Genomic DNA, 21,374 nt, shown 5'->3' with positions numbered 1-21,374 from the left:
CCGGTAGGTAAAGGATATGGCCCTTATCACGCCTATTGTTGCCCCCATCACAGGCCCTGGCGGTCGATAGGGCCAGCCGAGCAAAGAGCAACGGCGGGTACTCCCGCCGCTTCGTGAGGGGGCAGTTCGTGGCGAAGGCCATCCGCTTTTACCGTACCGGCGGCCCGGAGGTCATGACCTGGGAGCCGGTCGAGGTCGGCGACCCGGGGACGGGCGAGGTCCGGGTGCGGCACCACGCGGTCGGACTCAACTTCGCCGACACCTACTTCCGCAGCGGCCTGTACCCCGCGGCCCTGCCGGCCGGGATGGGCGTCGAGGCGGCCGGCGTGGTCGAGGCGGTCGGACCCGGCGTCACCGGGTTCGCCCCGGGCGACCGGGTGACCTACACCGGCAGCCCGCTCGGCGCCTACAGCACCGAACGGGTGATGCCCGCGGCCTCGCTGATCAAGCTGCCGGACGCCATCGACTTCGAGACCGCCGCCGCCATGACCATGCGCGGCCTGACCAGCGCCTACCTGCTGCGCCGGATCGCCACGCTGAACGCCGGCGACACCGTGCTGCTGCACGCCGCGGCCGGCGGGGTCGGGCTCATCTTCACCCAGTGGGCGAGCCTGCTCGGCATCAACGTGATCGGCACGGTCTCCACCGAGGAGAAGGCGGCGGTGGCCCGGGCGCACGGCTGCGCGCACACCATCCTCTACAAGCAGCAGGACGTGCCGGCCCGGGTCCGGGAGCTGACCGGCGGGGCCGGGGTGCCAGTGGTCTACGACAGCATCGGCGCCACGACCTTCCACCAGTCGCTCAAGTCGGTGCGGCGCCGCGGGCTGCTGGTCTGCTTCGGCACCTCGTCCGGCCCGATCCCGCCGATCGACGCGATGCAGCTGGCGATCCACGGCTCGGTGTTCGTCACCCGCCCGGCGCTGGCCGACTACATCGCCGACCCCGCCGAGCGGGCCGAGCTCGCCGGCGAGCTGTTCGACCACGTCGCGGCCGGGCGGATCAAGATCCAGATCAACCAGCGGTACGCGCTGGCCGACGCGGTCGCCGCCCACCAGGACCTGGAGTCCGGCCGCAGCATCGGCTCCTCCGTCTTCACCCTCGACTGACGCTCTTCACCCTCGACTGACTTCCGAATTCCCCTGGGAGGCAACCATGCAGGACACCATCGCCGCAGCCGTCGAGCCGGTGGCGACGCCCGAGAGCCCGTTCGAGGTGCACCCGATGACGGTGCACATCGGCGCCGAGCTGCGCGGCATCGACCTGGCCGAGGTCTCGCGCAGCGACGAGCTGTTCGGCGAGCTGCGGTCGCTGCTGCTGCGGTACAAGGTGCTGTTCGTCCGGGACCAGCCGATCAGCCGGGCCGAGCACGTGGCCCTCGCGGAGCGGTTCGGGCCCCTCGAAGACCACCCGGTGGCCGGCAGCGACCCCGACCACCCCGGCCTGGTGCGCATCTACAAGGACCTGGACAGCCCGGCGGAGCACTACGAGAACGCGTACCACTGCGACGCGACCTGGCGGGAGGCCCCGCCGCTGGGCTGCGTGCTGCGGATGGTCGAGGGTCCCGCGGTCGGCGGCGACACGATCTGGGTGAACATGGCCGAGGCGTACCGGCGGCTGCCCGAACAGATGAAGGCCCGGATCGAGGGCCTGCGGGCGCGGCACAGCATCGAGGCGAGCTTCGGCGCGAACATGCCGATCGAACAGCGGCTCGCGCTGCACGAGCGGTTCCCGGACGCGGAGCACCCGGTGGTGCGCACGCACCCGGAGACCGGCGAGAAGGTGCTGTTCGTCAACGCGTTCGCCACGCACTTCACCAACTACCACACGCCGGAGCGGGTCCGGTTCGGCTTCGACTACACGCCGGGCGCGAGCGAGCTGCTCAACTACCTGATCCGCCAGGCCGCCGTGCCGGAGTACCAGGTGCGCTGGCGGTGGACGCCGAACAGCTTCGCGATCTGGGACAACCGCAGCACCCAGCACTACGCAGTGCAGGACTACTGGCCCGCCGTGCGCAAGATGGAGCGCGCCGGGGTCATCGGCGACAAGACGTTCTGATCCCCTCCCACCCCGGACAGGAGTAACCCCCATGTACTTCCACGACGACTCGCTGTGGCCCGAGACCCAGGAGAAGCTGGTCATCACCGCCGCTCCGTACGCGCCGGAATGGGAGCCTGGCGACTTCCCCGAAGACATCCCGGTCACCATGGACGAGCAGATCCAGACCGCGGTCGACTGCTACAACGCCGGCGCCACCGTGCTGCACATCCACGTCCGCGAGCTGAACGGCAAGGGCTCGAAGCGGCTGTCGATGTTCAACGAGATGCTCGGCCGGCTGCGCGAGGCCGTGCCGGACATGATCCTGCAGATCGGCGGCTCGATCTCCTTCGCCCCGGAGAACGAGGGTGAAGCGGCCAAGTGGCTGGAGGACGAGGCCCGGCACCTGCTGACCACCCTGGACCCGGCGCCCGACCAGGTCACCATCGCCATCAACACCAACCAGTTCAACATCGTCGACCTGATGACCGCCGACGACATCGCCGGCACCTCCATCGAGCGGCCCGCGCTGTACGAGGCGTACCGCAACATGATCGTCCCGGCCGAGCCGGCCTGGGTCGAGGAGCACCTCAAGCGGCTGCGTGCGGCCGGCATCCAGCCGCACTTCCAGCTGGCACACAGCGCGCAGCTGGAGACCGTCGAGCGTCTGGTCCGCCGCGGCGTCTACACCGGACCGCTGAACATCAGCTGGGTCGCGATCGGTGGCGGCTTCGACGGCCCGAACCCGTACACCATGATGGACTTCATCCGGCGGGTGCCGGACGGGGCGAGCCTGACCATGGAATCGGTCATGCGCGCGGTGCTGCCGATCAACACCATGGCCGTCGCGATGGGTCTGCACACCCGCTGCGGCAACGAGGACAACCTCTGGTACGCCAAGGGCGAGAAGATGAAGTCCGTCCAGCAGGTCGAGCAGCTGGTCCGCATCGCCGGCGAGCTCGGCCGCAAGGTCGCCGACGGCAAGGAAGCCCGCGACATCTACAAGATCGGCGAGTACTGGAACAGCGCCGACGAGGCCCTCGCCAAGCTGGGCTACGCGCCGAACCGCAAGCCCGGCCAGGTCGGCTTCACCTTCCACTCCTGAGCATTCAATCTCTGACCGTTCGCGTGGGGTGCGGTTCGCCGCGCCCCACGCCCGCACCCCTCTGGTAATCGATATACCCCTAACCCCCGGCTCATTCTTGGAGCAATCATGGCCATACAAGTCAGCGCGGGCGCCGAGTCGCCGGCTTCACCGTTAGCCCGTATCTCCCGGGTCTTTCCGTGGGTCGTCTTCGCGCTCACCTTCGGGTTGCTGCTGTCGGACTACATGTCCCGGCAGGTCCTGTCGGCGGTCTTTCCGTTCCTGAAGCAGGAATGGGGCCTCACCGACACCGAGCTGGGCAGCCTGACCAGCGTCGTCGCCCTCACCGTCGGCATCCTGGCGGTGCCGCTGTCGCTGGTCGGCGACCGCTGGGGCCGGGTCCGGGCCATCGTCGTGATGGCGGCGGTGTGGAGCCTCGCCACGATCGGCTGCGCGCTGGCCGCCAACTACGGCCAGCTGCTCGGCGCCCGCCTGCTCATCGGGGTCGGCGAGGCAGCGTACGGCAGCGTCGGTCTCGCGGTCGTCCTCGCGGTCTTCTCCGCGCGGCGGCGGGCCTCGCTCACCGGCGCGTTCATGGCCGCCGGCTCGTTCGGGTCGGTGCTGGGCGTCGCGCTCGGCGGCGTGTTCGCGACCCACTTCGGCTGGCGCTGGGCCTTCGGCATCATGGGCATCTTCGGCCTCGTGCTCGCCGGCCTCTACTGGGCGCTGATCAGCGAGCGCAAACTGGCCACCCACAAGATCGAAGACGGTGCGGAAACCGGGCCGGTGCTCGCCGCCGGGCAGCAGCGCGCCAAGCTGCGGACCCTGTTCTCCACCCCCGCGGTGGTGCTCGCGTACCTCGGCGGCGGCCTCCAGCTGTTCATCGCCGGCTCGCTGTTCGCCTGGCTGCCCAGCTACTTCAACCGGGCCTACCATCTGCCGGCCGGCCAGGCCGCCAAGGTGGCCGCGCTGTTCATCCTCATCATGGGCGCCGGCATGGTCGTCTGCGGCATGATCACCGACCGGATCGGGCGGAACCGGCCGATCAGCAAGTGGACCATCGCCATCGTCTTCGCCGCCCTGACGGTGCTCTTCCTCGGCGCCGCCTTCGCGATGCACCCGGGCGGTGGGCAGAAGCTGCTGCTCGCGCTCGGCTGCTTCTTCGCGGCCGGCACGACCGGACCCACCGGTGCCATGGTCGCCCGGCTCACCCACGAGTCCATCCGGGCCACCGCGTTCGGCACGCTGACCTTCTTCAACAACGTGCTCGGCCTGGCCGCCGGCCCGATCGTCACCGGCGCCCTCGCCGACCGGTACGGCCTGGTCACCGCGATGAAGTACGTCCCGCTGGTCGCCGTCGTCGCCGTGGTGCTCCTGCTGATCGGGCGGCGTGCCTACCCGTCCAGCATTCAGCGGCTCGAGACCGCCGCGGCGGCCGACGCCGCCGCCGGAGGAGCCGAGTGACCCCCCGCCCGGGCACGGTGATCGTCACCGTGCCCGGGCTCCGGGGAGAAGTGCCCGATCACTGGCAGACCCATCTCGCCGCCGACCTGCCGAACGTCCGGCCCGTCCCGCCGTTGGGACGGCAGAACCCCAGCCTCGACGAGCGGGTGGCGGCCCTCCAGGACACGATCGAGGCGGCCGGCGGACCGGTGCTGATCGTCGCGCACAGCGCCGGCGTGATCATCACCGTGCACTGGGCCGCCCGCCGGCCCGGCGACGCCGCCCGCGTCCAGGGCGCGCTGCTGGTCACGCCGCCGGTGCTGGCGGCGGAACTTCCCCCGGAGTACCCGTCCCTGTCCACTCTGGCCGATCTCGGCTGGCTTCCGATTCCACGGCAGCCGCTGCCGTTCCCCAGCATCGTCGCCGCCAGCACCAACGACTCGCTCGGCGATTCGGCACAGGTCCGGGCCCTCGCCGACGATTGGGGCAGCAGGCACCACGACCTCGGCGCGGTGGGCCATCTCAACCCCGCGTCCGGGTACGGCTACTGGCCCGGCGCCGCAACCCTCATCAAGCAACTCGATCCACCGGAGGCACCCTGATGGCCCTGAACCTCGCCACCCTGCTGGAGGACAGCGCCCGCCGGCACCCGACCCGTGACGCGGTCGTGCTCGGCGACACCAGGCTCTCCTACGCCGCGCTCGACACGGCCGCCGGTCAGGTCGCCGACCTGCTGGTCAGCCGGGGCGTGCGGCCGGGGGACCGGGTCGCCCTGTCCTGCCCGAACCTGCCGTACTTCCCGATCGCGTACTACGGCATCCTCAAGGCCGGCGCGGTGGTGGTGCCGCTGAACGTGCTGCTCAAGCGTCGCGAGATCGCGTACCACCTGGCCGACTCGCAGGCCACGGCGTACCTCTGCTTCGAGGGCACCGCCGACCTGCCGATGGGCACCGAGGGCTTCGCCGGCTTCGAGCAGACCCCGGGGTGCGAGCACTTCTTCCTGATCACCGCCGACCCGGCGGCCGACTCGCCGATCGCCGGCGCGCCGACCCTCGGGCGGGAGCTCGCCGGGCGTTCCGGCGCCTTCGACGCGGTGAGCACCAGCGAGACCGACACGGCCGTCATCCTCTACACCAGCGGCACGACCGGGCAGCCGAAGGGCGCCGAGCTGTCGCACGCCAACCTGGTGCTCAACGCGGTCACCTGCAACCGGCTGTTCGACTCGGCGGCCGGCCGGCACGAGCGGCACCTGATCACGCTGCCGCTGTTCCACTCGTTCGGCTCGACGTTGCAGATGAACGCCGGGATCGCGGTCGCCTCCACGCTGGTGCTGCTACCCCGGTTCGCCGCCGACGAGGCGGTCAGGCTGCTGCAACGGGAGAAGATCACCTTCTTCGCCGGCGTACCGACGATGTACTGGGGTCTGCTCGGCGCCCTCGACGAGAGCGTCGACGTCGCGGAGATCGCCCGCAACCTGCGGGTGGCCGTCTCCGGCGGCGCGTCGCTGCCCGTGGAGATCATCAAGCAGTTCCAGGAGCGGTTCGGGGTCCAGATCCTGGAGGGCTACGGCCTGTCCGAGACCTCGCCGGTGGCGACCTTCAGCGACCCGGAACGCGAGCCGCGGGCCGGCTCGATCGGCGTGCCGATCTGGGGCGTGCAGGTGAAGCTGATCGACCCCGACTGGAAGACGATCGAGGGCACCGACGAGGTCGGCGAGATCGCCATCCGCGGCCACAACATCATGAAGGGCTACTACAACCGGCCCGAGGCGACCGCCGAGGTGATGCGCGACGGCTGGTTCCGCACCGGCGACCTGGCCCGCCGCGACGGCGACGGCTTCTACTACATCGTCGACCGGGCCAAGGACATGGTCATCCGGGGCGGCTTCAACGTGTACCCCCGCGAGATCGAGGAGGTGCTGCTCACGCACCCCGCGGTCTCCCTCGTGGCGGTCGTCGGCGTGCCGCACGACAGCCTCGGCGAGGAGGTCAAGGCGTACGTCATCCGCAGCGGCGAGGTCACCGAGGACGAGCTGGTCGCGTGGTGCCGGGAGAACATGGCCGCCTACAAGTACCCCCGCCTGGTCGAGTTCGTCGAGGCGCTGCCGATGACCGCGACCGGCAAGATCCTCAAGCGCGAGCTGACCGGCAAGTGACCGCCAACCGATGGGAAAAGACCAGCAATGAGCAGCACTGACTTCGACCTGTTCCGGATCTCCGAGGACCACGAGGCCCTGCGCGAGGCGGTCCGCGCGGTCGCCCGGGACAAGATCGCCCCGTACGCGGCGGAGGTCGACCAACAGGCGCGGTTCCCGCAGGAGGCCTACGACGCCCTGGTCGCGACCGACTTCCACGCGCCGCACGTGCCGGAGGAGTACGGCGGGGTGGGCGCGGACGCCCTCGCCACCTGCATCGTGATCGAGGAGGTGGCGCGGGTCTGCGCCACGTCGTCGCTCATTCCCGGCTGCAACAAGCTGGGCAGCCTGCCGGTGATGCTCGGCGGCTCCGAGGACCTCAAGCGGCGCTACCTCACCCCCCTCGCCCAGGGCACCGCCGCGTTCTCGTACGGCCTGTCCGAGCGGGAGGCGGGCAGCGACACCGCCTCGATGACCACCCGGGCCACCGCGGCCGGCGACGAGTGGATCCTCAACGGCCAGAAGTCGTGGATCACCAACGCGGGGTTCTCCGAGTTCTACACCGTGCTGGCCGTGACCGACCCGGACGGCCGCCGCGGCGCCAACATCAGCGCGTTCGTGGTGGAGAAGTCCGACCCCGGGTTCTCCTTCGGCGCCAAGGAGCGCAAGCTCGGCATCAAGGGCTCACCGACCCGGGAACTGCACTTCGACAACGTACGCCTGCCGGCCGACCGCATGATCGGCGCGCCCGGCGAGGGGCTGAAGATCGCCCTGCGGACGCTGGACCACACCCGGGTGACGATCGGAGCGCAGGCGGTCGGCATCGCACAGGGCGCGCTGGACTGCGCGCTGGAGTACGTGCAGGAGCGCAGCCAGTTCGGCAAGAAGATCGCCGACTTCCAGGGCATCCAGTTCATGCTCGCGGACATGGCGATGACCCTCGAAGCGGCGCGGCAGCTGGTCTACGCGGCCGCGGCCAAGTCCGAGCGCAACGACCCCGACCTGCCGTTCTTCGGGGCGGCCGCGAAGTGCTACGCCTCGGACGTCGCCATGCGGGTGACCACGGACGCGGTCCAGCTGCTCGGCGGGTACGGCTACACCCAGGACTTCCCGGCCGAGCGCATGATGCGCGACGCGAAGATCACCCAGATCTACGAGGGCACGAACCAGGTGCAGCGGATCGTGATGGCGCGGCAGTTGCTGGCCCGGGGCGGAGCCTGATGTCAGGCACCGCGCTGGCCGTGGGCGGCGACCCGCTGACCCTTGCCCGGCAGGCCGACCAGCTCGAAGGGGCCGGTCGGCCGGCCGAGGCCGAGCGGTTGTGGCGCGGCGCCCTCGCCGGGCCGCTCGCCCGGTTCGCCCGGTTCCGCCTCGCCGCTCTCCTGGAGCGGCTGGGCCGCACCGGCGACGTCGAGCAGATCTGGCGCGAGGCCGCCGAATCGGGCGACCCACTCGCCCGCATCCACCTCGCCGTCCTCCTGGAACAGCGAGGCGACCTGGCTGCGGCCGAACCCCTGTGGCGCGCCGCCGCCGACGCCGGAGACGCACGCGCCCGGCGGCGGCTCGTCGACCTGCTCCACCGGCAGAGCCGCACCGCCGAGGTCACCGGGCCGGTCAGGAGGCGCTGACCCCTCGGGCGACGGCACGGCCGCCGTCCGGCCGCGCCGAGCCGCTCAGTTTCCGTCGGTTTCGGCCGATAAGGGGTAAGTCGGACGCTTCCGGGGAGGCCTCGGTCACGATGAGCTACCGGCGCTCTCTCGCCCGGACCGCATCGTTCGCGCTTCTCTACGGCGCCGCGGTGCTGCTGGGGCGGAAGACTGCGCTCGGGCCGGCCGGTATCGGCCTGGTGTGGCCCGCGGCCGGAGTGTCCGCGGTGTGGTTCTGCGCCCAGTGGCGCGCCCGCGCTCGATGGGCGGACGCCGTCGCGCTCCCGCTGGTGCTCCTCGCGACGACGCTGGTGATCAGGCCTCCCGGGGTGGCCGCCGCCATCCTTGCCATCGGAGTGGCCGGGGTGGTGCAGGCCGTCGTCTTCTGCCGGTTGCTGTCCTGGCTCAGGCCGAATCTGTGGGGCGCCGGCGGTACCGAGCCGTTGCTTTGCACCCGAGACCTGTGGGGTCTGCTCGGCGCGGCGGCGGGAGCCAGCCTCTGCGGAGCGGGCCTCGGGGTGGCCGGCGAGTGGATGGTCCACGGTGGTTGGCACTGGTCGCACTTCGCGCTCTACCTGACCCGGCACGTGGCCGGCATCCTGGTCGTGGGTTCGGTCGGGGTGTTCGCCGGGTCGGCTCTCGCCACGTTCCGCGACCGCTACGGTTCGGTGGCCGAATGGCGCCGGTGTCAGGCTCGGATGCTGGCCGGCACGTCGCGGTGGCGGATCGCCGAATACGTCGTGATCATCGCCGGCACCACCGGCGCCTACCTGATCTGCTTCGGATACGCCGGGCGTCTGCCGGTGTCGTTCACGCTGCTCGGCGGGAGCGTGCTGGTGGGCGCCCGGCTCGCCTCACCCCTTGTCGCGCTGTACAACGTCGCGGTGGCCGGCATCGCCGTGCGGTACACGCTCGGCGGGACCGGCCCCTTCGCGCACGTCGCGGACCCGCTAACCCAGAACGTCATCTTCCAGCTCTTCGTCACCCTGGTCGCGGTGGTCGGGCTCGCCCTGTCCCTGGGGCGCGACGAACGGGCCGCGCTGCTGGCCGAGCTGGCCGAGGAGAAGGCCGAGCTGGCGGTGCAGCAGACCCGTACCGCCGCGCACGCCGGGCTGCTCACCACCATCATCGACTCGATGGCCGACGGCCTCGCCGTCATCGAGGCGGACCGCCGGATCTCCCTGCGCAACCCGGCCTTCACCCGGCTGATCGGGGGAGCGACGCACCCGTACGCCGATGAGGCCTTCGGGATCTTCCACCTCGACGGTTCCCGGTACACCGACGACGAGTTCTGCTATCTGCATGCTCTCGCCGGCGAGGACGTTCATGACGTGGACGTCCTGGTGCGCCGCGACGGCGGGGCGGAGAGCAGCATCGTGCGGGTCACCGCCACGCCGTTGCGCCACCCGGACGGCACGTGCAGCGCGGTCATCCTGCTGCACGACGTGACCGCGGAACGCCGGCACCGCGACGAGCTGACCAACTTCGCCGGTGTCGTCGCGCACGACCTGCTCAACCCGCTGGCCAGTGTCGACGGCTGGACGGTCGCCGCGATCGACGCGCTGTCGGGCCTGCCGCACCAGCCGGGCCTGGACGAGGCGCTGGCCGACCTGGCCCGGCTGGGCCGGGCCGCCGCCCGGATGCGGGGCCTCATCGACAGCCTGCTCGCCTATGCGACCGCCCGCGAGGCCACCGTCTCCCCGATGCCGGTGGATCTGGCCGGGCTCGTCGCGGATGTCGCCGACGCCCGCCGGGACGCGGCGGTGGCCGCGGGCCGGCCGGAACCCCGCTTCGTCATCGATGAGCTGCCGCCGGTGCAGGCCGACCCGGTGCTGCTGCGCCAGCTGCTGGACAACCTCATCGGGAACGCCATCAAGTACACCGCCGCCGGGACGACGCCGACCCTGACCATCACCGGGCACCGGGACGGCTCGATGATCGAGATCCGGATCGCCGACAACGGCATCGGCATCCCGGAGGGTCAGCACGACGCCATCTTCGGCAACTTCCACCGGGCCCACCCGGGCGAGGGATACCAGGGCACCGGCCTGGGCCTGGCGATCTGCCGACGGATCGTGGAACGCCACCACGGCGCGATCCGCGCGACCGACAATCCGGGCGGCGGCACCTGTTTCGTCTTCACCGTCCCCGCGGCGGCCCTTCCGGCCCTCGCCCCGGCCTGATCCGGCGAACCGTCAGGCGGGGGAGGAGATCACCTCGCAGATCGTCGTCCCGGCGGTGACCGCGGCGCCGATCTCGGCGGTGAGCCCCTTGACGATGCCGGAGCGGTGCGCGGTGAGCGGCTGCTCCATCTTCATCGCCTCCAGCACGACGACCAGGTCGCCCTCCTTGACCTCCTGGCCCTCCTCGACGGCGACCTTGACGATGGTGCCCTGCATCGGTGCGGTCAGGGCGTCCCCGGAGGCGGCCGACGCGGACTTCTGCGCCGCCCGGCGCGGCGGCCGGGCGGCGGCGCCGCGTCCGCCGCGGGCCGTCGACATTGCCAGGCCGGCGGGGAGGGAGACCTCCAGCCGTTTGCCGCCGACCTCGACCACCACGGTCTCCCGGGGCTGGTCGGCCGGCGCCTCACCGGCCGCGGGCACGGCGTACGGCGGGATGTCGTTGACGAACTCGGTTTCGATCCACCGGGTGTGCACGACGAACGGCTCGGCGGAGCCGGACAGCTCGGGGGCGAAGGCGGGGTCGGTGACCACGGCCCGATGGAACGGGATCGCGGTGGCCATGCCCTCGACCGTCAGCTCCGCCAGCGCCCGTGCGGCGCGCTGCAGCGCCTGCTCCCGGGTGGCGCCGGTGACGATGAGCTTGGCCAGCAGCGAGTCCCAGGCCGGACCGATCACGCTGCCGGTCTCGACCCCGGCGTCGACCCGGACGCCGGGCCCGGCCGGCGCCTCGAACCTGGTGATCGTGCCCGGGGCCGGGAGGAAGTTGCGTCCCGGGTCCTCGCCGTTGATCCGGAACTCGAACGAGTGGCCACGCAGCGGCGGGTCGGGGTAGCCGAGCTCCTCGCCGTCGGCGATCCGGAACATCTCCCGGACCAGGTCGATCCCGGAGACCTCCTCGGTGACCGGGTGCTCCACCTGCAGCCGGGTGTTGACCTCCAGGAAGGAGATCGTGCCGTCGCTGCCGACCAGGAACTCCACGGTGCCGGCGCCGACGTAGCCGGCCTCCTTCAAGATGGCCTTGGAAGCCGAGTAAAGCTCGGCGACCTGCGCCGGCGACAGGAACGGCGCGGGCGCCTCCTCGACCAGCTTCTGGTGTCGCCGCTGCAGGGAGCAGTCCCGGGTGGAGACGACGACCACGTTGCCGTGGCGGTCGGCGAGGCACTGGGTCTCGACGTGCCGCGGCTTGTCGAGGTAGCGCTCGACGAAACACTCGCCCCGGCCGAAGGCGGCGACCGCCTCGCGGACGGCCGACTCGTACAGCTCCGGAATCTCCTCCCGGCTGCGGGCGACCTTGAGGCCCCGGCCGCCGCCGCCGAAGGCAGCCTTGATCGCGACCGGCAGGCCGTGCTCGTCGGCGAACGCGACGACCTCGGCCGCGCCGGACACCGGGTCCGGGGTGCCGGCCACCAGCGGGGCGCCCGCCCGCTGAGCGATGTGCCGGGCGGCCACCTTGTCGCCCAGGTCGCGGATGGCCTGCGGGGGTGGCCCGATCCAGATCAGCCCGGCGTCGAGGACGGCCTGGGCGAAGTCGGCGTTCTCCGAGAGGAACCCGTAGCCGGGGTGCACCGCGTCGGCGCCCGACGCGCGCGCGGCGCCCAGGATCTTGTCGAAGTCGAGGTAGCTGCCGGCGGGGGTGTCACCGCCCAGGGCGAAGGCTTCGTCCGCGGCCCGCACGTGCAGGGCGTCCCGGTCCGGGTCGGCGTAGACCGCCACGCTCGCGATCCCGGCGTCCCGGCAGGCCCGGGCCACCCGGACGGCGATCTCACCACGGTTGGCGATAAGTACCTTGGTCAGCATGGCGCGTTCACGGTCTCTCTGATCGGTTTCAGTGCGGAAGGGATGAGGATTGCCAGCCGGCCAGGCCGTAGGCGTGCGGCCGGCGCAGCAGGCGGTGGGGAGCGTGCCAGGCGCCGGTACGCGGACGGCGCGGCCCCGGGTCCGCGGCCGCGGTCGCGGTGGCGGAGAGCAGGACCAGCACGGCGGCCAGCTCCTCGGCGCTCGGGTTACCTCGTACCACCTTGATCGTCAATGGGGGCTCCACAATCAGAGGGGGATGTTGCCGTGCTTCTTCGGGGGCAGGCTCTCCCGTTTGCTGCGCAGCCGGCGCAGGCCGAGCACGATCTGCCGCCGGGTGTCGGCCGGCATGATCACCGCGTCGAGGTAGCCGCGCTCGGCCGCCACGTACGGGTTGAGCAGCGTGTCCTCGTACTCCCGGATCAGCCGGGCACGCTGCGACTCGTCCTCGGCGAGGGTGCGGCGATGCAGGACGCTGACCGCGCCCTGGGCGCCCATGACGGCGATCTGCGCGGTCGGCCAGGCCAGGTTGAGGTCGGCGCCCAGATGCTTGGAGCCCATCACGTCGTAGGCGCCGCCGAAGGCCTTGCGGGTGATCACCGTGATCAGCGGCACGGTCGCCTCGGCGTACGCGTAGATCAGTTTTGCGCCGCGCCGGATGATCCCGTTGTGCTCCTGGGCGACGCCGGGAAGGAAGCCGGGTACGTCCACAAAGGTGAGTACCGGAATGTTGAAGGCATCGCAGGTGCGCACGAAGCGGGCGGCCTTCTCACTGGCGTCGATGTCGAGACAGCCGGCGAACTGCGTCGGCTGGTTCGCGACGACGCCGACCGGCCGGCCCTCCACCCGGCCGAAGCCGGTCACGATGTTCGGCGCGAACAGCGGCTGGGTCTCGAGGAACTCCGCCTCGTCCAGCACGTGCTCGATGACCGTGCGCATGTCGTACGGCTGGTTCGCGCTGTCCGGGATCACGGTGTCCAGCGCCCGGTCGTCGTCGGTGACCGAGGTGTCCGCCTCCTCGTCGAAGGCGGGCGGCTCGCTGAGGTTGTTCGACGGCAGGTACGACAGCAGCTGGCGGACGTAGTCGACGGCATCCTTCTCGTCGCCCGCCAGGTGGTGGGCCACGCCGGAGACCGCGTTGTGGGTGCGCGCGCCGCCGAGCTCCTCGAAGCCGACGTCCTCGCCGGTGACCGTCTTGATCACGTCCGGGCCGGTGATGAACATGTGCGAGGTCTGCTCGACCATGACGGTGAAGTCGGTGATGGCCGGGGAGTAGACGGCGCCGCCCGCGCACGGCCCGACGATCAGCGAGATCTGCGGGATGACACCGCTCGCGTGGGTGTTGCGGCGGAAGATCTCCCCGTACGCGCCGAGCGCGGCCACACCCTCCTGGATGCGCGCGCCGCCGGAGTCGCTGATCCCGATCACCGGGCAGCCCGTCTTGAGCGCGAAGTCCATGAGCTTGGCGATCTTCTGCCCGTGCACCTCGCCCAGCGCGCCGCCGAACACGGTGAAGTCCTGCGAGAAGACCGCCACCGGCCGGCCGTCGACGCTGCCGTAGCCGGTGATGACGCCGTCGCCGTAGGGCCGGCTGGCGTCCAGGCCGAAGTGCGTGGTGCGATGCCGGGCGAACTCGTCGAGCTGGACGAACGAGTCCTCGTCCAGCAACAGATCGATGCGCTCGCGCGCGGTCAGCTTGCCCGCCGCGTGCTGCTTGGCCACCGCCCGCTCGGAACCGGCGTGTGCCGCCTCCTGCGCGCGCCGCCGCAGATCCGCGAGCTTGCCGGCGGTGGTGGTGATGTCGATGTCGGCCATGGTGTCCATCCGGAGGGTGATCAGAAGGTGTCGTGCGGGACGTAGACGCCCCAGACGTCGCGCAGGGCGTGCGATACCTCGCCGACGGTGGCGCGCAGGCGCAGCGCCTCGCGCATCGGGGGCAGGACGTTCTCCGAGGCCGTGCGGGCGGCGTCGCGGAGCGCGTCCAGCGCCCGCTCGACGGCGTCGTGGTCGCGCTCGGCGCGCAGGGCGGCGAGGCGCTCCCGCTGGTCGATCTCGATGCTCGGGTCGACGCGCAGCGGCTCGTAGACCTCTTCGGAGTCCAGCACGTACCTGTTGACGCCGACCACGGTCCGCTCGCCGTTGTCGATCTGCAGCGCGGTGCGGTAGGCGGAGTTCTCGATCTCGGACTTCTGGAAGCCCTGCTCGATCGCGCGGACGGCGCCGCCGCGGTCCTCGACGGCCCGGATGAGCTCCATGGCGGCGGCCTCCAGGTCGTCGGTCATCGACTCCATGACGTACGACCCGGCGAATGGGTCCACGGTGTGGGTCAGGTCCGTCTCGTAGGCGATGACCTGTTGGGTGCGCAGGGCGAGGCGGGCGGCCTTCTGGGTGGGCAGCGCGATCGCCTCGTCGTAGGAGTTGGTGTGCAGCGACTGGGTGCCGCCGAGCACCGCGCCCAGGCCCTGCAGGGCCACCCGCACGAGGTTGACCTCGGGCTGCTGGGCGGTCAGCTGCACGCCGGCGGTCTGGGTGTGGAAGCGCAGCATCTGCGACTTGGGGTTCTTGGCGCCGAACTCGTCGCGCATGATCCGCGCCCAGATCCGGCGGGCGGCGCGGAACTTCGCGACCTCCTCCAGCACCGTGGTACGCGCGACGAAGAAGAACGACAGCCGCGGCGCGAAGTCGTCGACATCCAGGCCGGCCGCGATCGCGGCCCGCACGTACTCCTTGGCGTTGGCCAGGGTGAAGGCGACCTCCTGCGCGGGCGTGGCCCCCGCCTCGGCCATGTGATAGCCGGAGATGGAGATCGTGTTCCAGCGCGGCAGCTCCCGGTGGCAGTACGCGAAGATGTCGCTGATCAGCCGCAACGACTGCTGTGGCGGGAAGATGTAGGTCCCGCGGGCGATGTACTCCTTGAGCACGTCGTTCTGGATCGTGCCGGTCAGCCGGGAGCCCGGCACCCCCTGCTCGGCCGCGACCAGCTCGTAGAGCAGCAGCAGCGGGGCGGCGGGCGCGTTGATCGTCATCGAGGTCGACACCTGGTCCAGGGGCAGGCCGTGGAACAGCGTGCGCATGTCCTCGATCGAGTCGATCGCGACGCCGACCTTGCCGACCTCGCCCGCCGCGATCGGGTCGTCGGAGTCGTAGCCCATCTGCGTCGGCAGGTCGAAGGCCACGCTCAGGCCGCCGGTTCCCGCGCCGACCAGCTGGTGGTAGCGCTCGTTGGACTCCTTGGCGGTGCCGAAACCGGCGTACTGCCGCATCGTCCAGGGCCGGCCGGTGTACATCGACGGGTAGACGCCCCGGGTGAACGGGAACTGCCCCGGCGCGCCCAGCTTGGCGTCGGCGTCGAAGCCCGCCAGCGCCCGGCTGTCGCACACCGGCGGGATCGGCAGACCGGACTCGGTCCTAGCTACGGCGTCCATACCAACCTCCGGTACTCAGTATCTGTAATACGGTACTTGGTACCATTGGCCCGGGCAAGGGGTCCCTCGGCGCCGCCGACAAGGAAGGATGAGCGCCCATGAGCAAGCCATCCACGCGCGTCCGGCTCGCCGACGCCGCATTCGCCCTCTTCGACGAGCGCGGCTACGAGCAGACCACCATCGACGACATCGCCGAACGGGCCGGCGTGGGACGAACGACGTTCTTCCGGAACTACCGGTCCAAGGAAGAGGTCATCTTCCCGGACCACGACCGGCTGCTCGAGCTGATCCGGGACCGGCTGGCGACCTCGAACCACCGAACCGCCCTGATCGCGGTCTCGGACGCGGTCCGGCTGGTGCTGCTGCACTACCTCGACGAGGGCGAGATCGCGCGCCGGCGGTACGCGCTGACCAGCAAGGTGCCCGCCCTGCGCGACCGCGAGATCGCCAGCGTGGCGCGCTACCAGCGGCTGTTCCGCGAGTTCATCGCCGACTGGATGGGCGACCCGACCGAGTCGGCGTCGCTGCGGGCCGAGCTCATGGCGGCATCCGTCGCCGCGGCGCACAACCATGTCCTGCGCCGGTGGCTGCGCGGCGAGTCCGCCGATCCGGTGACCGAGGTCGACGACGCGATGGGCGAGGTGCTGCGCCTCTTCCCGGCACCCGGCGGCGAGCGCGACGGCGCCGGGCAGGGGACCACCGTCGTCGCGTTCCGGACGTCCGTCGATCTCGACGCGCTGCTGCCGTCGCTGCGGCGGCTCGTCGAGGAGGGGCCCGCGCGCTGAGTCGTGGGGGTGGCGGAGTTTTGCCCTGGCGCGACTTCGCCACCATCAGCCATTCACCGGCGTCGACCTGAGCGATAGAAAAGGTCGCATGCCTTCCCCCACGCATCCCCCGGCTCCCGGCGCGACACCGCGCCGGCTGCTGGCCGCGGTCGCCGCGGCCGGCCTGATCACCGGCGCCGTCGCCGCGATCCCGACACCGGCGACGGCGGCCACCCCTGCCCCGCCCCCGGCGCCCGTGACCATCTCCACTCACAAGATCACCCTGATCACCGGCGACGTGGTCACCGTGACCGACTCCGCCGCCGGTGCCCCGCAGACGGTCGACGTGGATCGGCCGGACAACGCCCTCGGCGGTGTCCACCTCCAGCGCAGCGGCGGCGATCTGTTCGTCCTGCCGGACGAGGCGCTGCCGTTGCTCAGCAGCGGCAAGCTGGACCGCCGCCTGTTCGACGTGACCGACCTCCTCGCGATGGGCTACGACGACGCGAAGACCGGTGTCCTGCCGGTGATCAGCAGCTATGCGGCGGCCGGGGCACGCGCGGCCGCACCGGCCACGCCGCGCGGCGCGAAGCTGGTGCGCGACCTGCGTGGGCTCGGCGCCGCGGCGCTGACGGTGGACAAGAAGCAGACCCGCCCGTTCTGGACCACCATCGCACCGAGCGCCGGTACTGCCCCCACCGCGCTCGGCAGCGGGGTGGCCAAGCTCTGGCTGGACGGGCGGGTCACCACCAGCCTCAAGGACAGCGTGCCGCAGATCGGCGCGCCCGAGGCGTGGGCCGCGGGCTACGACGGCCACGGCGTCAAGGTCGCCGAGCTGGACACCGGGGTCGACAAGACCCACCCGGACCTCGTCGGCCAGATCGACGACACGGTCAGCTTCGTGCCGGACGAGGACACCTCCGACCTCAACGGCCACGGCACCCACGTCGCCTCGACGATCGTGGGCACGGGCGCCGCCTCCGGCGGCTCGTACAAGGGTGTCGCGCCGGGCGCGCGCCTCATCGTCGGCAAGGTCCTCAGCAACAACGGCTCCGGCCAGGATTCGTGGGTGCTGGCCGGCATGCAGTGGGCGGCCGCCTCCGGGGCGAAGGTCGTCAGCATGAGCCTCGGCGACTCGACGCTCTCCGACGGGACCGACCCGATGTCGGTCGCGGTGGACACCCTGTCCGCGCAGTACGGCACGCTGTTCGTCATCGCCTCCGGCAACAACGGGCCGCAGAGCATCGGCTCGCCCGGTGCGGCCGCCGGCGCGCTCACCGTGGGCGCGGTCAGCAAGCAGGACGCGCTGGCCTCGTTCTCCAGCACCGGCCCGCTGATCCACAGCGGGGCGCTCAAGCCGGACATCACCGCACCCGGCGTCAGCATCACGGCCGCCCGTTCGCAGCAGATCCCCACCGGCAGCGGCTTCTACCAGACCATGAGCGGCACGTCGATGGCCACTCCGCACGTGTCCGGGGCGGTGGCGATCCTGGCCCAGCGGCACCCCGACTGGACCGGCCCGCAGCTCAAGGAGGCGCTGATGAGCACCGCCAAGGGCCTGGCCGACAAATACACGCCGTACGACGTCGGCACCGGCCGCGTCGATGTCGCCGCCGCCGTGCGCACCGGCGTCCGGGCCACCGGCTCGGTCTTCCTCGGCAGCTTCCTCTGGCCGCACGAGCCCACCGACGCGCCGGTGACCAAACAGGTCACCTTCACCAACACCGGCAGCACCGACGCGACCCTGAACCTGGCCGTCGCCGGTTCCGGCCCGTTCTCGGTGGGTGCCTCCTCGGTGACCGTCCCCGCCGGCGGCCAGGTCACCGTCCCGGTCACCGGGGACCCCACCAAACCCGGCACCGGTTCGTTCGCGGCGACCCTGGTCGGCACCGACGCCACCACCGGCGCCGCGGTCACCCGCACCTCGCTCGGCCTGTTCAAGGAGGCCGAGCGGTACGACCTGACCATCAAGCTGCGCGGCCGGGACGGCAAGCCCGCGACCTCGACCGTGGTGCTCAAGAAGGACGGTGAGGCCGACCCGTACTACTACACCGTCGATGGCGACCTGACGCTGCGGATGCCGCCGGGCACGTACACCGTCGAGTCCTTCATGGAGGTTCCGGGGGAGCGGGCCGACTCGCTCGGCTACGCCGTGCTGGTCGATCCGGAGACCGTGCTGCAGGGCAGGGCGGCCACGGTGGTGCTGGACGCGAGCAAGGCGCGCCGGCTGGACACCGTCGCGCCGCAGCGCAGCGAGAATCGACTGCGCAAGGTCGACTACACCGTGACGTACGCCGACGGCGACAGCTTCCGGGACGCGTTCCTGAGCCCGGTCAAGTACGACGACATCTACGTCTCGCCGACCGAGCAGGTCACCCAGGGGTCGTTCACGCTGGTCAACCGGTGGCGTCAGGGTGAGCCGATGCTGAGCCTGGCCGCCCTCGGACTGCCGCCCCTGGCGGCCACCGTCCAGCCGGGCAGCACCCTCACCGCCGGCTGGTCGAGCCTGCCTCTGGTCTACGCCGGCACCGGCACGGCCGCCGACTACGCCGGGCTCGACGCCAAGGGCAAGGCCGTGGTCGTGACCCGCAGCGACGCGATCGGCGGCGCCGGCCGGGCCACCGCCGCCGCGGCCGCCGGAGCCAAGCTGCTGCTGGTCGTCAACGACGGCGCCGGCGTGCTCAACGAGTCGGTCGGTGCCTCGCCGATCCCGGTCGCCACCGTCCACCGCGACGCCGGGGCCCGGCTGATCGACCTCGCCCGGAGCGGCCGGCGGCAGATCCTCACCGAGCAGGTGCCGTACGCCGGCTACGTCTACGACCTGGCCCGTACGTACACGGGGAAGGTTCCCGATCGGCCGCTCACCTACCATCCGAGCAACCACGACCTCGCCAAGATCGACGCGCACTACTACAACCTGACGCAGGCGATGCAGGGCAGCGGGATGCGGTACGACGTGACGTTCGTCCCGGCGATCGGGTTCGCCGAACGGGAATGGCACCCGTCCACCCGCACCGAATGGGTCACCCCCGGTCAGATCTGGTCCGAGGCGCACGCCCAGGGCGGCTGGACGGATGTGGCCAACCGCAACACCTACGCCCAGGGAACCACCCGCCTCGACTGGTTCGCACCGGCCGTCCGGCCCGCGTTCAACCGGGGGTTCGCGGTGCAGAACAGCCGCTACCGCGACTACATGACGATCAACGTGCAGGCCTGGAGCGCGTCGGGGGACACCATCGAGCACGGCGGCTACCTGCCGTACGGCTCGGTGCCGAGCAACCTGAAGCTGTACCAGGGCGACGCGCTGCTGTACGAGGACAAGCACGGTGCGTCGATCCAGTGGAAGTCGGTGCCGGCCGGGACCCTGCCGTACCACCTGGTGCTGGACGCCTCCCGCCCGGCCGACCAGTGGCGGCTGTCCACCCGTACGCACAGCGAGTGGGACTTCGTCTCCAGCTCCAACACCTCGGACAAGTTCGAGCCGATGGCGCTGCTGCAGATGGAGTACCGCCTCGACACCGACCTGCACGGTGACGTGCGGGGCGGCTGCACCCAGCAGATCCGGGTCAAGCCGATCCCGCAGGCCGGCGGCGGGCCCAGCACGGGCAACGTCACCGCGGTGACGCTGGAGGTGTCCTACGACGACGGTGTCACCTGGCAACCGGTGACCCTGCGCGCCGCCGGCGGCTGGTGGAACGGTGCGCTCCGGCTGCCGAAGCAGCCCGGCGGCTTCGTCTCGGTGCGCGCCACCGGCACCACCGACGCCGGGTTCGGCATCAAGCAGGAGATCATCCGGGCGTACGGCCTCAAGTGATACCCCTCGGAGGGCCCCGGGACGGTGACGTCCCGGGGTCCGCTCCCCGGCAGCGGATGCTGGGTTCGCTGGGACTGGCCCCGGAACACGAGGCGGTCTACCGCGCGCTCGCCGGGCGCGTCCGGGCCGGCCTGACCGAGCTGGGCGAGATCCTGCAGGTGCCCACGCCCGAGATCGAGCACGTGCTGTCCTCTTTGGTCCGGGACGGTCTCGTGCAACCCGCTCCCGGCGGCGCCTTCGCCGCGGCGCCGCCCGCGGTCGCGCTCGGCGCCATGCTCAGCGAGCGGCGAGCGGAGCTGCGCGCCGCCGAGCTGACCATGGTCACCCTCGCCGAGGAGCACCGCAAGGCGATGGCCGGCCGCACCATCAGCGAGCTGATCGAGGTGGTCACCGGCGTCGAGGGCATCCGGCACCGGTTCGCCCAGGTGCAGCACGCCGCGTGCACCCAGGTTCGCAGCTTCGTCACCAGGCCCTTCGCCGCCGTGCCACCGGGCGCCAACCCGGTGGAATCGCAGATGCTCGCCCGGGGCGTGCGCTACCGCGTCGCCATCGACCGGTCCGCGCTGGCCGAACCCGGCGTGGTCGCCGAAACCATGCAGTCACTGCGCCTCGGCGTCGAGGTGCGGGTAGCCGAGTCGCTGCCGATCAAGCTGATCCTGGCCGACGACGACCTCGCCCTGGTTCCGCTGACGGTCACGCCCGGGGAGGATCCGGGCGCGGTGCTGCTGCACCGCTCCGGGCTGCTGGCCGCGATGGACGCGCTCTTCGAGATCGTGTGGCGGCACGCGCACCCGCTCGACGCGTCGGCCCTCGGCGACCCGACCGGCGAGGAGGCCGGGGGCCTGGCCGTGGACGCCCCGGGTGCGCTGGACCGGAAGATCCTGGCGCTGCTGCTCGCCGGGCTCACCGATCAGGCCGTCGCCACCCAGCTCGGCCTCTCGATGCGCACGCTGCAACGCCGCCTGCGCCGCCTGATGGACCTGGCCGGCGTGCGGAGCCGAATGCAGCTCGGCTGGTACGCCGCCCGCCACGACTGGGCCTGACGGTATGGGG

Annotated in this window: 16 protein-coding genes; 12 read left to right on the top strand and 4 right to left on the bottom strand. The window is 71.5% G+C overall.

Annotation, left to right across the window (positions count from 1 at the left end; translation table 11 throughout):
- Positions 1–128: 128 nt before the first annotated feature.
- From ODJ79_RS11920 to ODJ79_RS11880, 9 genes are all read left to right on the top strand, one after another.
- Positions 129–1,106 (top strand): quinone oxidoreductase family protein, encoded by a 978-nt coding sequence (locus ODJ79_RS11920; RefSeq protein WP_263023443.1) that lies wholly within the window; start codon positions 129–131, stop codon positions 1,104–1,106.
- 46 nt (positions 1,107–1,152) lie between these two features.
- Positions 1,153–2,055 (top strand): TauD/TfdA dioxygenase family protein, encoded by a 903-nt coding sequence (locus ODJ79_RS11915; protein WP_263023442.1) that lies wholly within the window; start codon positions 1,153–1,155, stop codon positions 2,053–2,055.
- Positions 2,056–2,086: 31 nt separating this feature from the next.
- Entirely contained in the window at positions 2,087–3,139 is a 1,053-nt protein-coding gene (locus tag ODJ79_RS11910; protein ID WP_263023441.1) for a 3-keto-5-aminohexanoate cleavage protein, read from the top strand.
- 108 nt (positions 3,140–3,247) lie between these two features.
- Positions 3,248–4,582 (top strand): MFS transporter, encoded by a 1,335-nt coding sequence (locus ODJ79_RS11905; RefSeq protein WP_263023440.1) that lies wholly within the window; start codon positions 3,248–3,250, stop codon positions 4,580–4,582.
- Positions 4,579–5,163, top strand: coding sequence for an RBBP9/YdeN family alpha/beta hydrolase (locus ODJ79_RS11900; RefSeq protein WP_263023439.1), 585 nt, complete (start codon positions 4,579–4,581; stop codon positions 5,161–5,163). Before ODJ79_RS11905 ends, ODJ79_RS11900 begins: the two co-directional genes overlap by 4 nt.
- Positions 5,163–6,716: a long-chain-fatty-acid--CoA ligase gene (locus tag ODJ79_RS11895; protein ID WP_263023438.1), complete on the top strand. Its 1,554-nt coding sequence runs from the start codon at positions 5,163–5,165 to the stop codon at positions 6,714–6,716. Before ODJ79_RS11900 ends, ODJ79_RS11895 begins: the two co-directional genes overlap by 1 nt.
- A gap of 27 nt (positions 6,717–6,743) precedes the next feature.
- On the top strand, positions 6,744–7,916 hold the full coding sequence (locus tag ODJ79_RS11890; protein ID WP_263023437.1) for an acyl-CoA dehydrogenase family protein: 1,173 nt from the start codon (positions 6,744–6,746) through the stop codon (positions 7,914–7,916).
- A complete protein-coding gene (locus ODJ79_RS11885) occupies positions 7,916–8,323 on the top strand; it encodes a hypothetical protein (protein ID WP_263023436.1) in 408 nt (135 codons plus the stop codon). The genes ODJ79_RS11890 and ODJ79_RS11885 overlap by 1 nt, the downstream gene beginning before the upstream one ends.
- Positions 8,324–8,433: 110 nt before the next feature.
- Positions 8,434–10,524, top strand: coding sequence for a sensor histidine kinase (locus ODJ79_RS11880; RefSeq protein ID WP_263023435.1), 2,091 nt, complete (start codon positions 8,434–8,436; stop codon positions 10,522–10,524).
- 12 nt (positions 10,525–10,536) lie between these two features.
- Here ODJ79_RS11880 and ODJ79_RS11875 read toward each other — a convergent pair whose 3' ends face one another.
- Genes ODJ79_RS11875 through ODJ79_RS11860 form a run of 4 tightly spaced genes read right to left on the bottom strand, consistent with a single transcriptional unit; the run spans position 10,537 to position 15,743 of the window.
- Entirely contained in the window at positions 10,537–12,318 is a 1,782-nt protein-coding gene (locus tag ODJ79_RS11875) for an acetyl/propionyl/methylcrotonyl-CoA carboxylase subunit alpha (RefSeq protein ID WP_263023481.1), read from the bottom strand.
- A 31-nt stretch (positions 12,319–12,349) separates the two neighbouring features.
- Entirely contained in the window at positions 12,350–12,553 is a 204-nt protein-coding gene (locus ODJ79_RS11870; RefSeq protein WP_263023434.1) for an acyl-CoA carboxylase subunit epsilon, read from the bottom strand.
- Between the two features lie 14 nt (positions 12,554–12,567).
- Positions 12,568–14,133, bottom strand: a complete 1,566-nt coding sequence (locus ODJ79_RS11865; protein WP_411267299.1) for an acyl-CoA carboxylase subunit beta — start codon at positions 14,131–14,133, stop codon at positions 12,568–12,570.
- 20 nt (positions 14,134–14,153) lie between these two features.
- Positions 14,154–15,743 carry a methylmalonyl-CoA mutase gene (locus tag ODJ79_RS11860; RefSeq protein WP_263023432.1) on the bottom strand — a complete coding sequence of 530 codons (1,590 nt, stop codon included), beginning with the start codon at positions 15,741–15,743 and terminating at the stop codon, positions 14,154–14,156.
- Between the two features lie 98 nt (positions 15,744–15,841).
- Between ODJ79_RS11860 and ODJ79_RS11855 the strand changes: the two genes are divergently transcribed.
- The 3 genes from ODJ79_RS11855 to ODJ79_RS11845 all read left to right on the top strand — a co-directional run bounded on the left by ODJ79_RS11855 (position 15,842) and on the right by ODJ79_RS11845 (position 21,364).
- The gene (locus tag ODJ79_RS11855; RefSeq protein ID WP_263023431.1) at positions 15,842–16,528 is read left to right on the top strand and encodes a TetR/AcrR family transcriptional regulator; all 687 of its coding nucleotides are present in this window, start codon (positions 15,842–15,844) and stop codon (positions 16,526–16,528) included.
- 88 nt (positions 16,529–16,616) lie between these two features.
- On the top strand, positions 16,617–20,321 hold the full coding sequence (locus ODJ79_RS11850; RefSeq protein ID WP_263023430.1) for a S8 family serine peptidase: 3,705 nt from the start codon (positions 16,617–16,619) through the stop codon (positions 20,319–20,321).
- A gap of 56 nt (positions 20,322–20,377) precedes the next feature.
- The gene (locus ODJ79_RS11845; RefSeq protein ID WP_263023429.1) at positions 20,378–21,364 is read left to right on the top strand and encodes a TrmB family transcriptional regulator; all 987 of its coding nucleotides are present in this window, start codon (positions 20,378–20,380) and stop codon (positions 21,362–21,364) included.
- Positions 21,365–21,374 lie beyond the last annotated feature (10 nt).

It is taken from the genome of Actinoplanes sp. KI2 (genome assembly GCF_025630775.1).
Taxonomy (GTDB): Bacteria; Actinomycetota; Actinomycetes; order Mycobacteriales; family Micromonosporaceae; genus Actinoplanes.
Note: the sequence above shows the minus strand (reverse complement) of the source record. Positions and strands in the feature narration are given on the sequence as shown.

Coding starts and splice junctions, on each gene's coding strand:
- ODJ79_RS11895 (WP_263023438.1), top strand. CDS start 5,163: ATGGCCCTGAACCTCGCCACCCTGCTGGAGGACAGCGCCCGCCGGCAC.
- ODJ79_RS11910 (WP_263023441.1), top strand. CDS start 2,087: ATGTACTTCCACGACGACTCGCTGTGGCCCGAGACCCAGGAGAAGCTG.
- ODJ79_RS11845 (WP_263023429.1), top strand. CDS start 20,378: ATGCTGGGTTCGCTGGGACTGGCCCCGGAACACGAGGCGGTCTACCGC.
- ODJ79_RS11860 (WP_263023432.1), bottom strand. CDS start 15,743: ATGGACGCCGTAGCTAGGACCGAGTCCGGTCTGCCGATCCCGCCGGTG.
- ODJ79_RS11855 (WP_263023431.1), top strand. CDS start 15,842: ATGAGCAAGCCATCCACGCGCGTCCGGCTCGCCGACGCCGCATTCGCC.
- ODJ79_RS11915 (WP_263023442.1), top strand. CDS start 1,153: ATGCAGGACACCATCGCCGCAGCCGTCGAGCCGGTGGCGACGCCCGAG.
- ODJ79_RS11890 (WP_263023437.1), top strand. CDS start 6,744: ATGAGCAGCACTGACTTCGACCTGTTCCGGATCTCCGAGGACCACGAG.
- ODJ79_RS11865 (WP_411267299.1), bottom strand. CDS start 14,133: ATGGCCGACATCGACATCACCACCACCGCCGGCAAGCTCGCGGATCTG.
- ODJ79_RS11885 (WP_263023436.1), top strand. CDS start 7,916: ATGTCAGGCACCGCGCTGGCCGTGGGCGGCGACCCGCTGACCCTTGCC.
- ODJ79_RS11880 (WP_263023435.1), top strand. CDS start 8,434: ATGAGCTACCGGCGCTCTCTCGCCCGGACCGCATCGTTCGCGCTTCTC.
- ODJ79_RS11905 (WP_263023440.1), top strand. CDS start 3,248: ATGGCCATACAAGTCAGCGCGGGCGCCGAGTCGCCGGCTTCACCGTTA.
- ODJ79_RS11850 (WP_263023430.1), top strand. CDS start 16,617: ATGCCTTCCCCCACGCATCCCCCGGCTCCCGGCGCGACACCGCGCCGG.